This window comes from Bacillus sp. EKM501B (assembly GCF_011800505.1).
GTDB lineage: Bacteria > Bacillota > Bacilli > Bacillales > Bacillaceae_G > Bacillus_A > Bacillus_A cereus.
Genome location: NZ_JAALFZ010000023.1, coordinates 1 through 14,361, shown reverse-complemented (window position 1 = coordinate 14,361; position 14,361 = coordinate 1). Strand labels below are relative to the sequence as shown.

Sequence of the window (14,361 nt, the reverse complement as noted above, 5' to 3'; positions counted from 1 at the left end):
ACCACCAAGCAGAATGCTTGGTGGTTTTGTATTAGGATTCTAATTTCTTCGCACGTTTTAATAATAAAAGAAAGACAATGATAACGAACCCCAGTATAAGGAAGAAGCCATATTGCTTTATATAATCAATTATGTCATTCGCACTGGTTGGTTTTTCAACGTGAATGCCGTCTTTATTCGTCGTAATATGAATATCTTTCATTTTTACTTCATTCTTTTCCTTTTGTAAATCAATCCACTCTATATTTGGAATACTTTCTAGATCCTTTAATACTTCTTTTAATGGTTTCACACCTAAGTAAGGATGATAGAATGCACCAATAATTCCATCGGATAATTTAGAAACAGATAGAGCACGTTCTTTCATTTTAGCAATAGTTTGTGGCGTATCTTCTTCAATAAATCCGACTGTTTCAGGCAATAGTTTCATTCCATGTAAAAATGACGGAGTACTTGTATAATATGGTGAGTGCATGGATTTCCAAGTTGTATCATTTAACTGTAGTTGTCCTACATAAGTTGAAAAGTACCTTGATAATATTTCATATCCTTTTTGAGACATCGTGTAATGAGGTGCTTCAAAGGCAACAGGATATAGTTTAGCATCTACAAGTTCTTGAATTCCTTTTTCAATATGATCTTTCGTATATTTTCCCTCGAATTCTTCCCCTTTTTTTACATATTGGTTATATGCCTCTATATTTGGAAAGTCATCTTTTGTCTTCGGTTTTTCATGCTTCGGTTGGCGAATTGGTTGATCTGTTTTGACATCCCAGAATTCAAAGCCCTCACCTGTTTCACTGTCATAAAATTGGTGAGTATAACCATGCATAATAATTGCTGCACCATCATCTTGCATAGAGCGTAAAAGATCAACTAGTTCTGGTTTATCTTTTAAATGTATTATCTTTCCTGTATCTGGATCTTTATATACCGGAATAACAGTAATCATGTAAGGCATCTTTTTCTCTTTTAGTAATTCAGCAATTTCTTTCAATTGATTTATATCTGCTGCTGGGTGAACATCCTCAAGACGTAAATAAGCTTCAACTTTATTTTTCGTTGGTTTTTGGCTGAAATAAGAAAATAACATTTCACCGACGTAATGAGACATCCAGTCAAAGAGGTTAGGTGTTGCAACATAATAAGATATTTCATGCTGAACGATTAGTGGGTTAGTGTTATTTGAGCTTAAAGCGTTAGCAAGCACAGTTCCATTCGTATCAAATGATTGAATTAATCGTTCCTCTTCTAAGGTATTTTTTAGCTTCTTTTCTGGATATTCAATTTTATTAACTCGTATATCGTCACTCTTCAATGTAATGAAAGAAAAACGCTTAGATAATTGTTCAACATTTTGTCCTAATACTAATACAGGGCCGGAGAAGTTTTCTAGAAATTGTTTCGTTTCATCAGAAAACGCTTCTTTTGTTTCACCGATATAAACAATATGTGTATAGGAGGATACGTTATTAATTGAAGTTGCTTCTTTTAAGTTTTTTACGGTTATATCATTTGTAAAATGTCCTAATTGAGTATTAAGGATTTGGACATTATTTGAAACTTTATCGTCTTGTGTACTATACAAAACAAGTACTTTTGGTTTTGATGATGTTTGTGCAGAGGTGTAGGTAGGGATGAGTAGTAAAATGCTGAACAAGAGTGTTAGGCATTTTTTCATTTTGTACGCTCCTATTCTATATATAGAGTTCAGTTTACAATTATATACAAAAAATGCGTTATAGTCTATGAAAGTTACATTTTTGCACATATTTACCAGCTGTTTTTTCACAAAATCGGTCTAAAGCATGATGATAATACGTATAGTTATTTGCTATGATAAAAGAGTAATAGAATGTAGGTAATTGTAAAGGGAAGGCTGAAAGGGGACAAATTTCAGCGGAGAAAGAGGTAGAGGTAGTGAAGAAATTCTTTGTAGGATTTTTAGTTGTTCTTGGAGTATATTTATATTTCCAAGGAAAGTCTGAAGGAATGGATAAGCTAGTGAATGGAACAAGCTATGTTGATTCAGAAGAAGCAAAACAGATGAAACAAATCATTATAGAGGAAGCGAAGAAAGTAAATCTTCCAGAATGGATACCTCTTGCAATTGCCGAGCATGAAAGTCGATTAAATCCAAGAAGTGTTGGAGATAATGGAACTTCATTCGGATTGTTTCAACTACACCGCGGCGGCGGGCTTGCACCAGAACATTTAACTGATGATGAGCTGAAAGATCCACGTACAAATGCGCAAATTGCAATGCCGCATTTAATGAAAGGATATAAGCGTGGGGTGCAAAAAGGTTTGACTGATTTTGCATTACTGAAATATATAGCGAATACATCTGGATGGCCAGGGAATTTAGGGCCAGAGTGGACGGATAATAACATGAAGTATAACATCGGACTAGAAGATGTGTACTATCGAAATAAAGGTGTAATAAAGTGAAACTTTAATCAGTGGGGGAGTCTGTTCATCCCCCGCTGATTATTAGTCTTCACCAATCGGGCTTTTACGAGCAGTTAATCTTCCGCCTAAATTCTAGCGTTTTCCGGATTTTGAGGTGGAAGTTTTACTGCTCGTTAATGCGGGGTAAAAGAGTAGGTTTTCTATACCTACTCTGTTTTTTTATGAATAATTTCATCCTTTTCTTTCGTGAAATACTGCGTGAGTTGTATTTTCACCTCTTCTAGTTTTGTAGAAACTTGCGGTATTTTATATCCTACATACAATGGTGAAACGACAAATCTAGGTACAACTTTACAAATGATTTTTCCATTTAAGTAATAGAAGAATAAGTTATAACTACTGCATCCTTTATGGAAATCTATCAGTATGTAACGTACAGTTTGCTGAATGTAATTTGCCATTTCATCTATATATGAAATATTATCAATGATTATATTGAATTCAGTGAAGCCAATAATGGGACGCTCTGAAATATTAAGCTCAATGCGTTCATTTTTTTGAACAATTACCCCTTGAAAATTTTCTTCTTCAATATTTTCAAGATAATCTACATATTTCATTCCGATAATTTGCATGTGTGCATGATGCAAACTTCCACCTGAAAATGGACCGTGATTTTTGTATAAAATTACAGATGCAAATTCTTCGTTCTTCTGTAAGTGTAACCAATGTTGAATAGAAAATTGCATTAATTTTCGCATATGTTCTTCTGTATATGTTGCGATATGATCTTCGCAATTATCCGTTTCAATCAGCACCGTTTGAAATGTATCTTGTAATGTAGGAAATTTATTTTTTAACCAAATAATAGAACCATCAGTTGCTAAAATATCCGTTAAATGTTCTTTATCGCAAAATGGACATGCAGCGCTTCTATTCCGAATACTTTCTGGTTTTTGTTTACCGATATCGTTTAAAAAATATAGTTGTTGTGTATCCATTTGTATATATGCCCCTTTAAAATATGTGTAAAAATCCCGCTTAATACATTCGGGAAAAGGAGAAGGAAATCCTCTAAAGACAATATGGAAAAAATAAAAGACAAGATATCCTCATTACGATAGGGTACCTTGTCTTTTATTTTTTCTCTAATAGTGTGTATGGATAATATAGAACATTTTCATTATTTTTCTTTTTTCTATTTTTTATTGTGTATAAAGTAATTGCTGTGCTTGCAATTATAATAATGGCTTTCTTCATATTCATATACCCCTTTTTATTGTTGGTTTAATTCTTGGCTAACTGCTTTTGCATCGACTAAAGCGTGTAAAATCATTTTTACCATGTTCATCATATTTCTTCACTCCTTTTTATAGTTCATTTAGTTCTTTTACAACTGCTTGTCCGTTCACTAATACCTCAAAGATTGCTTTTACGATTTCTTTCATCATGTTTGTTTCCTCCTTGTGTTTGTCTCTCTTGTTTTACATCTTTATTGTATAGGGAGGCATCTTTTCGTACTATCGCTTTCCATTACGTGAACATAACAGTTTTGTAAGATTTGATGTCACTTATTGAAATGTTTAGTCTATCTTCATTATTTTCAGAAAAATGACTATTCAAACATGAAATTGGAAAGTATAATAAAGAAGTAAGTATTAAATTCCGTACGAAAGGGGTGAATGAGATGAAACGTTCTTTAGCTGCGCGTGCCAAATTTTTAGATTTTATCTATTTTTGTCGTGCGATTTTTCATGATGTAGTTGTTAACGGGATACGTATGCCCTTTTTTAACAATTGCATAGTGACTATTGAACGATAGAAATCTCTTCACCCATTTTTAATAAACGTGTGAAAAGGGAGCTATTTGGCTTCCTTTTTCTATGCCGAAAACCATGGGGAATGTTTCTTTCTCATGGTTTTTTATATTGAAAGGAGTACGGAAAATGACTATTTGTAGTGTAAATAATGTAACGAAATCTTTTGGTGGAAACATCATATTTGAAAATATATCGCTTGAAATAAAGAATGGTGAACGTGTTGGGTTAGTTGGTCGTAACGGTAGTGGGAAGACAACAATCTTTGGGCTTCTAACGGGAATGGAGAGTTTGGATGCAGGAGCCATTCATATGAAGAAAGGTACACGTATTGGTCATGTCGCACAAATTCCGAAGTTTGATGAGGCCATGACTGTATATGATGTATTGAGTTCCGCTTTTAAAGTAGAAAAGGAATTAGAAAAAGAAATGCATGCTCTAGAAAAAAATATGGCGGAGGAGCAGGAACAATCTGCTTTGCAAAAGCTAATGGAGAGGTACGGAGTAATTCAAGAAAAATTTGCATTTCTCGGTGGTTATGAAATAGAGGCAAATATAATGAAGGTAGCAAATGGCTTACAAGTCACAAACTTATTTCCAAGAGTATTTACGGAATTAAGTGGAGGAGAACAGACGAAAATAAGCCTTGCATATATGCTATTGCAGAAACCAGATTTACTTCTATTAGATGAACCAACAAATCATTTAGATTTGTTTGCAGTTGAATGGTTAGAGAAATTTTTAAAAGAATATAATGGAACAGTTATGGTTATTTCACACGATCGCTATTTCCTTGATGAAGTTGTAACGAAAATTTTGGATTTGGAAGATGGAGAGATTCACGTGTACCATACGAATTATTCTCAGTTCGTTGAGGAGAAGGAAGAAAGGTTACTTCAAGAGTTTCAAGCTTATCAAGAGCAGCAAAAGAAAATAAAGAAAATGAAAGAAGCAATTAAGCGCCTACGTGAATGGGCAAATCAAGCGAATCCTCCGAATGAAGGATTGCATAAAAGAGCGAGGAATATGGAACGTGCGTTAGAGCGTATAGAGAAATTAAAGAGACCGATTTTAGAAAGAAAACAGATGGGTCTTCAGTTTGAAGGGCAAGAGAGAAGCGGAAAAGATGTTGTTGTAATGAAAGAAGTGAGTAAAGGTTTTGCTGGCCGATCTTTATTTGAACAAGCGAATTTACATGTTCGTTTTCAAGAGCGTGCTGCTATCGTTGGTTGTAATGGTACAGGGAAGACTACATTATTAAAACTACTATTAGAAGAAATAAATCCAGACGTTGGTGAAATTCGAATTGGTAGTAGTGTCAAAATTGGTTATTTATCACAACATGCATATGAAAATATGAAGAGTAATGTATTGGAAGCATTCAGAGAGAATGTGGCTGTAACAGAGGGAGAAGCAAGACATATATTAGCTAAGTTTTTGTTTTATGGTCCAGCAGTATTTAAGAAAGTAACGCAACTTAGTGGTGGAGAAAAAATGAGATTAAGACTTGCGCAACTTATGTATCAAGACATCAATTTTCTAATTTTAGATGAGCCGACAAACCATCTTGATATTGAATCAAGGGAAGTTTTAGAGGAAGCCCTTGAGCAATATAACGGGACGATTTTAGCTGTTTCACACGATCGATATTTTTTAAATAAGTTATTTGAAAAGACGTACTGGATTGATAGATGCAAATTATTTGAGTTTGCAGGAAACTATGCATGGGCTCGTCAAAAGTGGGAGGAAAAGCTTGAGGAGCAAGTAATAAAGCAGAAACGCCAAGGGAGAAAAAGTGTTGAAACGGTTCCTGTAAAAGAGAAAGAAGCTAGGAATCTTGAAGAGATTGAAAATGAGTTAATGCATGTAGAAGAAGATATATATGCAATAGAATGTGGAATGGAACATGTAGCTGATGTTGAAAAACTTGAAAAATTATATGAGGAAAAAACGAAGAAAGAGTTGTTACGAGCAGATTTATATAATGAATTAGAGAATATTGTGGAGTAATGAGTAGAAAGCCACTTCCTTTCAGTTTTGCTGGAGGAAGTGGCTTTCTTCATAATGATATTTTGCTTTAAAGGTTAAATGAAGCGATGTGTTTCACGTGAAACAGTAACTTAGATAAATCCGTGTTCCTCAATTTGCATAGCTTGTGAAACATATGAAAATAATAAGGTGAAAAATAAATGTCATTAGTGGTTTTTGGATAGGAGTAATTACAAAAACAAAGGCTAATTATTTCCCGAGAGATAAAGTGAGGGCCTTTACGGGCACCCCGACCCAGACCTAATTTCTTTTGCTTTCACTGAATTTTGAGATGGGGGTCTTACTGCACGGCAAATAGCGGGATAAATATGTGTAACAGAGACTAGTGAATGGAAACGAAAAGAGAGCAAAGTTACAGCTTTACGCGCTGAACTCTGCTCTCTTTTTGCGTGGCATCTTCTCTCGTTGAAATTATAATAGCGATCCCGAGCATAATAAAAAAAGCTAAAAAGAGGACGAACTTTGGGAAGAACGGGAATAGTAATAGCGCTCCGACTATCATAATTGTTAATAATACGTAGTGCAGGACGTATTGGAATAGGTTGTCCATATTTTCGCCCCCTTTTTGGTAATTGGTTATTAGTATTCTATGTTTCATGCTGAAGGAATAGAAGTAGATTTTTAAGTTTTAATACGAATTATAGCTGAGTTTTCTTAAAGTATAAATGTAGAGTGGTAATTTTGGAAAAATTCTCAAAATATTTATTTAGAAAGAATTGACAAAACATAATGAACGATATAAGCTAATAACCATAAAGTCTACCGGAAAGGTCGGAATAAGATTGTTACCCCTCAAAAACATCTATTTTTTTCTGATTAAAACCGACTTTTCCGATTGGCTATAAATGTGCTGTGGGAGGCATACATAAGCTAATAAGTTCAAAGGGTATAACTATTAAACAGTTAGGGTGGGGACAATGAAGAAAAAGACAAAAAAATGGGCTGGTGTATTTTCAGTATTACTGAGTAGTTCGCTTGTGTTATCTGCTTGTGGGGGACAGGAGGATACGGCTTCTACAGAACCAGTAAAAAAGCAGGATTTAAAAGACTCTAAGATTGAATCAATTCCAGCTACAGATAAAAAGAAAAGTCCAGAGAAAGCAAATCAACGAAAAGATACTTTCATTACAGCCATTTCTAAGCCAGGGGGAGTTTTCCTTCCGTATTTCCAAGATAATGGTTGGGATGGAAATGTAACGTCGGTTATTTTTGCTTCATTAGTAACAACAGACAAACAAAGTAAACCTATTCCGGATCTTGCGGAAAAATGGGATATTTCTGCTGACCAGTTAACATATACATTCCATTTACGTAAAAATTTAAAATTTAGTGATGGGTCGCCTCTAACAGCGGATGACGTAGCATTTACATTAACACTACTTCATGATAAAGCGTATGAAGGTGGATTGGATATTGCTCAGTATGCTGTTAAAGGTGGGAAAGAATATAAAGAAGGAAAAGCAACTTCTATTGAAGGAATCCAAGTTGTTGATCCACAGACAATTAAAATTACAACTGAAAAAGTTAATTCACAGGCGCTAACGAATTTAGGTGGCCCAGTGCTATCAAAAGCTTATTATGGAAAAGATTATAAACAAAATACAAGTTTAGACTATTTAAAAGCATTATATGGGCAACCAATTGCAGCGGGTCCATATAAATTTGAAAAATATGTTCCAGGTCAAGAAGTCCGCTTTGTTGCTAACGAAAATTATTATGCAGGTAAACCAAAAATTAAAAACTTTATTTACAAAATCACATCAGGTGATACTGGATTCCAATTATTCCAAACAGGTGAACTGGACTATAGTGGGTTTAGAGCGAACCCTGAAAATATAGACCAATTAAAAGGATTAGAGTTTGCAAATATTAATCTTGAATCATCAAGTGATATTGCTTATATCTATGTAAATAATAAGAAGTCGTATTTGAAAGATAAAAAGGTACGCCAAGCACTTACTTATGGATTAGACCGTAAGAAGTATGTGGATACAGCTTTACAAGGCTATGGCTCTGTCGCTAACGTACCAATTGCTCCAGTTTCATGGGCATATACAGAAGAAGGTATTAATAAATATCCGCATGACGTAGAAAAGGCTAAAAAATTATTGGATGAGGCTGGTTGGAAAGTAGGTTCTGACGGGGTTCGTGAAAAAGATGGTCAAAAATTAAAATTAACATACTACGCATCAAATACAGGTAAAACAAATGATATCTTTATTCCGATTGCAAAAGAAAGTTACAAAGAAATTGGTGTTGAATTAAATCCAGAGTTGATGGACTTTAATACGATGCTTTCAAAAGTAGGAAAAGGTGACTACGATTTAGCGGCAGTTTCAACACCAGGAATTAGTGATCCAAGTGAAGTTGTAAGTGAGTACTTATCAACTAATCCAAAAAGTGATACGGGTTATAATAATCCGAAAGTAGATGATTTGATTGTAAAAGGTATAGGAACGACAGATATTGAAAAACGTAAAGCGATTTATAAAGAGCTGTATAAAGAGTTAAGTGATGATCCACCAGTTATTTTATTAAACTATCGTAAACTACTTTATGCTCATAATGCACGTATAAAAGGAATTGATCCAGAAAAGTACGATAGCATCAGTTCCAACTTACCAGTGTTATCTATTGAACAATAAGGGTTGACCTAAATAATAGAAGACGTTTTTTCACACAGCAATGGAATGGTAGCTGTTTTGAAAAAATGTTCTTCTATTTTTAAGTAAATAGGATTGGGGAGACAAAAGGTGAAAACATATATCATTCGTAGGTTTCTACAAATGATTCCTACATTGTTTGGTACGTCTATTATTATCTTTTTCTTATTTGCACTCTTACCGGGTGATTATATCGATTCAAATCCAAAATTAACACCAGAGAGAGCTCAAGAATTAAGAGAGTTGTACGGTTTAAATAAACCGATTATTGAAAGGTATTTTCATTGGTTAGTGAATGCTTTGCATGGTGATTTTGGATTTTCTTTACAGTATCAAGAATCGGTAACTTCATTACTTAATAAATTCATTTGGAATACATTTATTGTTGCTGCTGCAGCTTTATTTTTCACTTGGATTATTGCTCTTATTATTGGGGTTATTTCTGCAACAAAGCAGCACTCTTGGTTTGATAGATTGGTAACAATCGGTGTCTTTGCAGCAATGTCATTTCCATCATTTTTTATCGGACTATTTTTAATTAAATTATTAGCAGTTGATTTAAAGTTATTACCTATTGGTGGCATGATTGATATTGGGAGTAACTCAACAGGGATAGCATACATATTAGAAGTATTACGTCATATGATTCTACCTGTATTTATTTTAACGCTTCTTGGTGTAGGATCGTTAACACGTTATTTTAGAACTGGCATGTTGGATGTTATTAGGCAAGATTATATTCGTACTGCTCGTGCAAAAGGTTTAAAAGAAAGGACCGTTATTTATAAACATGCATTGAAAAATGCAATTTTGCCAGCAATTACATTACTCGCTTTTGAATTACCGGGTTTATTTTCAGGAGCTATTATTATTGAACAGATTTTTAATTGGCCAGGGATTGGGAGTATTCAATTAGAAGCATTAAACTTCCGTGATTATACGGTATTAATGGCCTTTACAATGTTTCTTTCTTGTTTAACAATTATGGCTAATTTCTTAGCTGATATTGTATATGCGTTTGTTGATCCAAGAATTCGATTGAAGTAAGGGGGGAAAGATATGGAGACTATTACACCCATAATAGAGAAAAAGAAAGAACGGAAAAAAAGAAATGAATCATCACCATGGCGCCAAGCATATAAAAAAATCAAGAAAAATAAGATGGCACTGTGTGGCTTATACGTTTTAATATTTATGTTTTTATTTAGTTTTATCGGTCCAATCTTTTCACCGTATGCTGATGGGAAAGTACAAGTAACACAAATTAATAAACCACCCAGCCTGTCACATTGGCTTGGGACAGACCAGTTGGGACGGGATATTTTAACTAGACTTATGCAAGCAGGGCGTATTTCATTAACAATCGGTTTAGCGTCGATGCTACTATCCGTTATACTAGGAGCTCTATTAGGAGCAATTGCTGGTTTTTATCGAGGAGTTGTAGATCATTTAATTATGCGTGTTGCAGATGTGTTAATGTCCATTCCAGGATTACCACTACTTATTATAATGGGAGCAATTTTATCAGAATGGAAATTACCATCGGAGTACCGTTTATATGTTGTAATGATTATTTTAAGTTTAGTAGGATGGCCAGGACTTGCCCGTCTTGTGAGAGGACAAATTTTAACATTGCGGGAGCAAGCCTTTATGCAAGCGGCAGATGTATTAGGATTAAAAGATTCTCGAAAAATCATTCATCATCTAATTCCTAACGTTTTTCCGTTACTTATTGTTGTAGCAACTTTGGGTGTGGCTGGATCTATTTTAAGTGAGTCCGCACTAAGTTACTTAGGCCTCGGAGTCGTTCCACCTACACCATCATGGGGGAACATGATTAGCGCAGCTAACTCATTAATCGATTTCCAAAAGCGTCCATGGTTATGGATTCCGCCCGGTTTTGCAATCTTTATAACAGTTGTATCAATTAATTTACTTGGTGATGCACTTCGTGATGCGTTAGATCCAAAGATGAGACGGTAGGTGAGAAGATATGAGTAAAGCGGTAGTAGAGCTGAAAGACTTACAAACACATTTTCAAACTGACGAGGGGACAGTAAAGGCTGTGAACCATGTTAGCTTTGCGGTTCGAGAAGGGGAAACAGTTTGTGTAGTAGGAGAATCAGGTTGCGGAAAGAGTGTAACAGCTTTATCTATTATGGGGCTTATTGCTGAATCTGGTAGTGTAGTGGGTGGAGACATTTTATATGAAGGAAAAAGTCTTTTAGGAATGAAAGAGAAAGAACTTCGTAGTTTACGAGGCAATGATATTGCAATGATTTTCCAAGAACCGATGACATCGCTAAACCCCGTCTTCACTGTAGGGGAGCAAATTGTAGAAACGTTAAGAGAGCATGAATTACTTAGTAAAAATGAAGCATATAAGAAGGCAATTGAGTTAATTCGTAAAGTTGGCATAGCCCGCGCTGATGAAATCGTCCATTCTTATCCGCATGAACTGAGCGGTGGGATGTTACAACGTATTATGATTGCTGTTGCGCTTAGTTGTAATCCTAAGTTATTAATTGCAGATGAACCAACAACAGCTCTTGATGTTACCATTCAGGCTCAAATATTGGATCTACTAAGACAAGTGAAAGAAGAATTTAAAACGTCGATTTTATTAATTACACATGACTTAGGTGTCGTAGCGGAAATGGCTGATTATGTTGTCGTTATGTATGGCGGGAAAGTTATTGAAGAAGCCCCAGTACTAGAGATATTCCAAAATCCAAAACATCCTTATACGAAAGGATTATTGAAATCAAAACCAGTAATGGGAAAACGAATAGATAAACTATATTCTATTCCAGGGCAAGTTCCGAATTTAGTTGGTTTAGGTGAGTTTTGTTACTTTAGTGGGCGTTGTGAGCATTGTATGGAAATATGTGAAAAAGAAGCCCCAAATCTAAATGTAAATGATGAAAATCATAAAGTAGCTTGTTGGTTATATGAGGAGCGTGCGGAACAATGAGTGAACCATTATTAGAGGTGAAAAACCTAAAGGCATATTTTCCAATTAAGGGTGGCGTATTTAGTAGAACAATTGGGCATGTAAAAGCAGTTGATGGAGTAAGTTTTACTATTAATAAAGGTGAAGTGTTTGGTCTCGTTGGTGAATCAGGGAGCGGGAAAACAACAATAGGAAAAACAATTTTACGCCTCGTTCAAAAAACGGAGGGAGAAGTGAAGTTTAAAGGAAAAGATGTTCATTCTTTATCCAAGGATGAATTAAGAAAACATCGCCCTAATATGCAGCTCGTTTTCCAAGATCCATTTAGCTCATTAAATCCGAGAATGAGAATTGGAGAAGCGCTTGGAGAGCCAATGTTGGCCCACGGATTAGCAACGAAAGAAAATGTGCGTGAAAAGGTAATTGAAGTATTGGAGTTATGTGGATTAGCTCCTTATCATATTGACCGGTATCCCCATGAGTTTTCTGGTGGACAACGTCAGCGTATCGTAATCGCAAGAGCTATGGTATTAAATCCAGAATTCATTGTAGCTGATGAACCTGTAGCGGCACTAGATGTATCTATCCAAGCACAAATTATTAATTTGTTTAGTGAGTTACAGGAGAAAAAGGGATTATCTTATTTATTCATTTCGCATGATTTAAGTGTAGTAGAACATTTATGTACGAAAATCGGAATTATGTATTTAGGTACGATTGTGGAGACAGCACCGCGTGATGAGTTATTTACCAATCCGCTACATCCTTATACGAAAGCATTGTTATCAGCTGTTCCAATACCAGATCCAACAGTGAAGCGAGAACGAATTATACTAGAAGGGGATATTCCAAGTCCAGCAAATCCACCTTCGGGCTGTCGTTTTCATACACGTTGCCCATTTGCAACGGATGTTTGTAAAAAAACAGTACCAGAATTCCGTAATGTTGGTGTAGAGCATTTTGTTGCTTGTCATCACGTATAAAAAAGGACTCTTTCAAATTGAAAGAGTCCTTTTTTTATTTACTAGATGAAGTTTGTTTCAATACAAATTGCTCGATTGCGTGAGCAACACCATGTTCATTGTTTGTTAGTGTTACAACATCACATAGCTTTTTTACATCTTCTTCAGCGTTGCCCATTGCAACAGATAAGCCCGCTACTTCTAACATCGGTACATCATTAAAATTATCACCAATAGCAACTGTATCTTCAATAGGGATATTAAAATGAGCTGCCATCTGCTGTATCCCGTTTCCTTTATGTCCATTCTTATCCATAATTTCTAAGTTAGTAGGAGCCGATGCTGTAACCATAATATCAGCATCCTCTTGTAATATACTTAATAGCTGTGCGCGATGCGCTGCATTAAACGTTAAAATGAAGAATTTAGATATTTCTAGTTCTTGGTTATTTACAACATCTTCTATTTTTTTGAAATCAGTAATTAGGTTCGATTTCTTTTGCTTTTCTGTAATTCGTTCAAGTTCCTCTAATGTAACATCAAGCGCATGCTTATTTTCTTCGAATGCTTGCATCACTTGATCTTGCCATGTATATGGAGAATAAACTCCTTTATTTGTATATAGCTTATATGGGAAACCTTCAGATTCTAGTAATTTTGCAAGTTTGTACACTTTGTCGTTTTGTATACAACGCGAGTTAATTACTTTTCCATCCACATAAACAATAGCCCCATTGCTTGCTCCGACTGGAAGAGATAATTTATATTCTTCCAATAGCTTTAAAGCATCCTCTTTCGCACGACCAGAACAGATCATTACAATATGACCGGCTTCTTGTGCAGTTTGGATTGCTTGTAGGTTTTCTTTGGAGATTTCAAGATTAGATGATAGTAGTGTACCATCCATATCTAATGCGATTAATTTCAAAATGACCACCTCTTTGTTTTTATTATACATAGTTATATAGAGGAAACATATAAACTTATCTTGGAAAGACGGTATTTTATCTCATATTAAAAGTAAGTAAAGATTAGATAGGTTTAGTGGCACTAAATAAACAATTTGTAACAAAAATAGAGAGGAATATGACTACATTTCACTTTATGACTGTAATGTTACACGAATGTTACAAACGTGAACTTAGTGGAAAACGCATTAAATAAAGGTTTTTGAGGGTTATTATAAAAAAACGTAAAAAAAGTGTAATAAATTTTACGTAATTATATTGCAACGTAATAATAGTTATGTTACATTAATGTTACAAACGTTACGTTATCAAATTTAATGTAACGTTAACATAAAAACTATGAAATAAACATTTCTTAGAAATTACATATAGATAACTTATAAAAAGGGAGGATAAATGATATGAAAGAGCAAGTATTACAAGTAACAAAAGGTGACTTCGTAGGATCAGCAAGTGGAGCAGTAGTATTAACAGCGTTAATCGTATTTCTATCAAGCGTATTAGTATAATAGAAGCTTTGTAACAAAAGAAAAAGAA

Annotated in this window: 14 protein-coding genes; 9 read left to right on the top strand and 5 right to left on the bottom strand. The window is 34.7% G+C overall.

The window, feature by feature from the left end; genetic code table 11:
• Positions 1-31 precede the first annotated feature (31 nt).
• Positions 32-1,681, bottom strand: a complete 1,650-nt coding sequence (locus HFD78_RS25395) for a DUF2334 domain-containing protein (protein ID WP_000710609.1) — start codon at positions 1,679-1,681, stop codon at positions 32-34.
• A gap of 239 nt (positions 1,682-1,920) precedes the next feature.
• Here HFD78_RS25395 and HFD78_RS25390 point away from each other — a divergent pair, with 239 nt between their 5' ends.
• The gene (locus HFD78_RS25390; RefSeq protein WP_000713248.1) at positions 1,921-2,451 is read left to right on the top strand and encodes a transglycosylase SLT domain-containing protein; all 531 of its coding nucleotides are present in this window, start codon (positions 1,921-1,923) and stop codon (positions 2,449-2,451) included.
• Positions 2,452-2,618: 167 nt separating this feature from the next.
• On the opposite strand, the gene HFD78_RS25385 is transcribed toward HFD78_RS25390, so the two are convergent.
• On the bottom strand, positions 2,619-3,413 hold the full coding sequence (locus tag HFD78_RS25385; protein WP_002004289.1) for a DUF4931 domain-containing protein: 795 nt from the start codon (positions 3,411-3,413) through the stop codon (positions 2,619-2,621).
• A 136-nt stretch (positions 3,414-3,549) separates the two neighbouring features.
• The gene (locus HFD78_RS25380) at positions 3,550-3,678 is read right to left on the bottom strand and encodes a hypothetical protein (RefSeq protein WP_001998915.1); all 129 of its coding nucleotides are present in this window, start codon (positions 3,676-3,678) and stop codon (positions 3,550-3,552) included.
• Positions 3,679-4,099: 421 nt separating this feature from the next.
• Between HFD78_RS25380 and HFD78_RS29685 the strand changes: the two genes are divergently transcribed.
• Together HFD78_RS29685 and abc-f are read left to right on the top strand one after the other, a co-directional pair.
• Positions 4,100-4,234, top strand: coding sequence for an RAxF-45 family protein (locus tag HFD78_RS29685; RefSeq protein ID WP_000830643.1), 135 nt, complete (start codon positions 4,100-4,102; stop codon positions 4,232-4,234).
• Between the two features lie 124 nt (positions 4,235-4,358).
• Positions 4,359-6,239, top strand: a complete 1,881-nt coding sequence (abc-f, locus tag HFD78_RS25375; protein ID WP_000150882.1) for a ribosomal protection-like ABC-F family protein — start codon at positions 4,359-4,361, stop codon at positions 6,237-6,239.
• A gap of 391 nt (positions 6,240-6,630) precedes the next feature.
• Here the strand turns inward: abc-f and HFD78_RS25370 are convergent, their stop codons facing one another.
• Complete coding sequence (locus HFD78_RS25370; protein ID WP_000369254.1) at positions 6,631-6,828, bottom strand: hypothetical protein; 198 nt, start codon at positions 6,826-6,828, stop codon at positions 6,631-6,633.
• A gap of 367 nt (positions 6,829-7,195) precedes the next feature.
• Between HFD78_RS25370 and HFD78_RS25365 the strand changes: the two genes are divergently transcribed.
• From HFD78_RS25365 to HFD78_RS25345, 5 genes are all read left to right on the top strand, one after another.
• On the top strand, positions 7,196-8,923 hold the full coding sequence (locus HFD78_RS25365; protein WP_000730674.1) for an ABC transporter substrate-binding protein: 1,728 nt from the start codon (positions 7,196-7,198) through the stop codon (positions 8,921-8,923).
• Positions 8,924-9,031: 108 nt separating this feature from the next.
• Positions 9,032-9,988 carry an ABC transporter permease gene (locus HFD78_RS25360; RefSeq protein ID WP_000860694.1) on the top strand — a complete coding sequence of 319 codons (957 nt, stop codon included), beginning with the start codon at positions 9,032-9,034 and terminating at the stop codon, positions 9,986-9,988.
• Between the two features lie 12 nt (positions 9,989-10,000).
• Positions 10,001-10,924, top strand: coding sequence for an oligopeptide ABC transporter permease (gene opp4C, locus HFD78_RS25355; protein ID WP_000447957.1), 924 nt, complete (start codon positions 10,001-10,003; stop codon positions 10,922-10,924).
• 10 nt (positions 10,925-10,934) lie between these two features.
• Complete coding sequence (locus tag HFD78_RS25350) at positions 10,935-11,915, top strand: ABC transporter ATP-binding protein (protein WP_000030767.1); 981 nt, start codon at positions 10,935-10,937, stop codon at positions 11,913-11,915.
• Entirely contained in the window at positions 11,912-12,877 is a 966-nt protein-coding gene (locus HFD78_RS25345) for an ABC transporter ATP-binding protein (protein ID WP_001294485.1), read from the top strand. Before HFD78_RS25350 ends, HFD78_RS25345 begins: the two co-directional genes overlap by 4 nt.
• Positions 12,878-12,911: 34 nt before the next feature.
• Here the strand turns inward: HFD78_RS25345 and HFD78_RS25340 are convergent, their stop codons facing one another.
• Positions 12,912-13,784, bottom strand: a complete 873-nt coding sequence (locus HFD78_RS25340) for a Cof-type HAD-IIB family hydrolase (protein ID WP_000766421.1) — start codon at positions 13,782-13,784, stop codon at positions 12,912-12,914.
• Positions 13,785-14,225: 441 nt separating this feature from the next.
• Between HFD78_RS25340 and HFD78_RS25335 the strand changes: the two genes are divergently transcribed.
• Positions 14,226-14,333 carry a DUF3948 family protein gene (locus tag HFD78_RS25335; protein WP_000664237.1) on the top strand — a complete coding sequence of 36 codons (108 nt, stop codon included), beginning with the start codon at positions 14,226-14,228 and terminating at the stop codon, positions 14,331-14,333.
• Positions 14,334-14,361 lie beyond the last annotated feature (28 nt).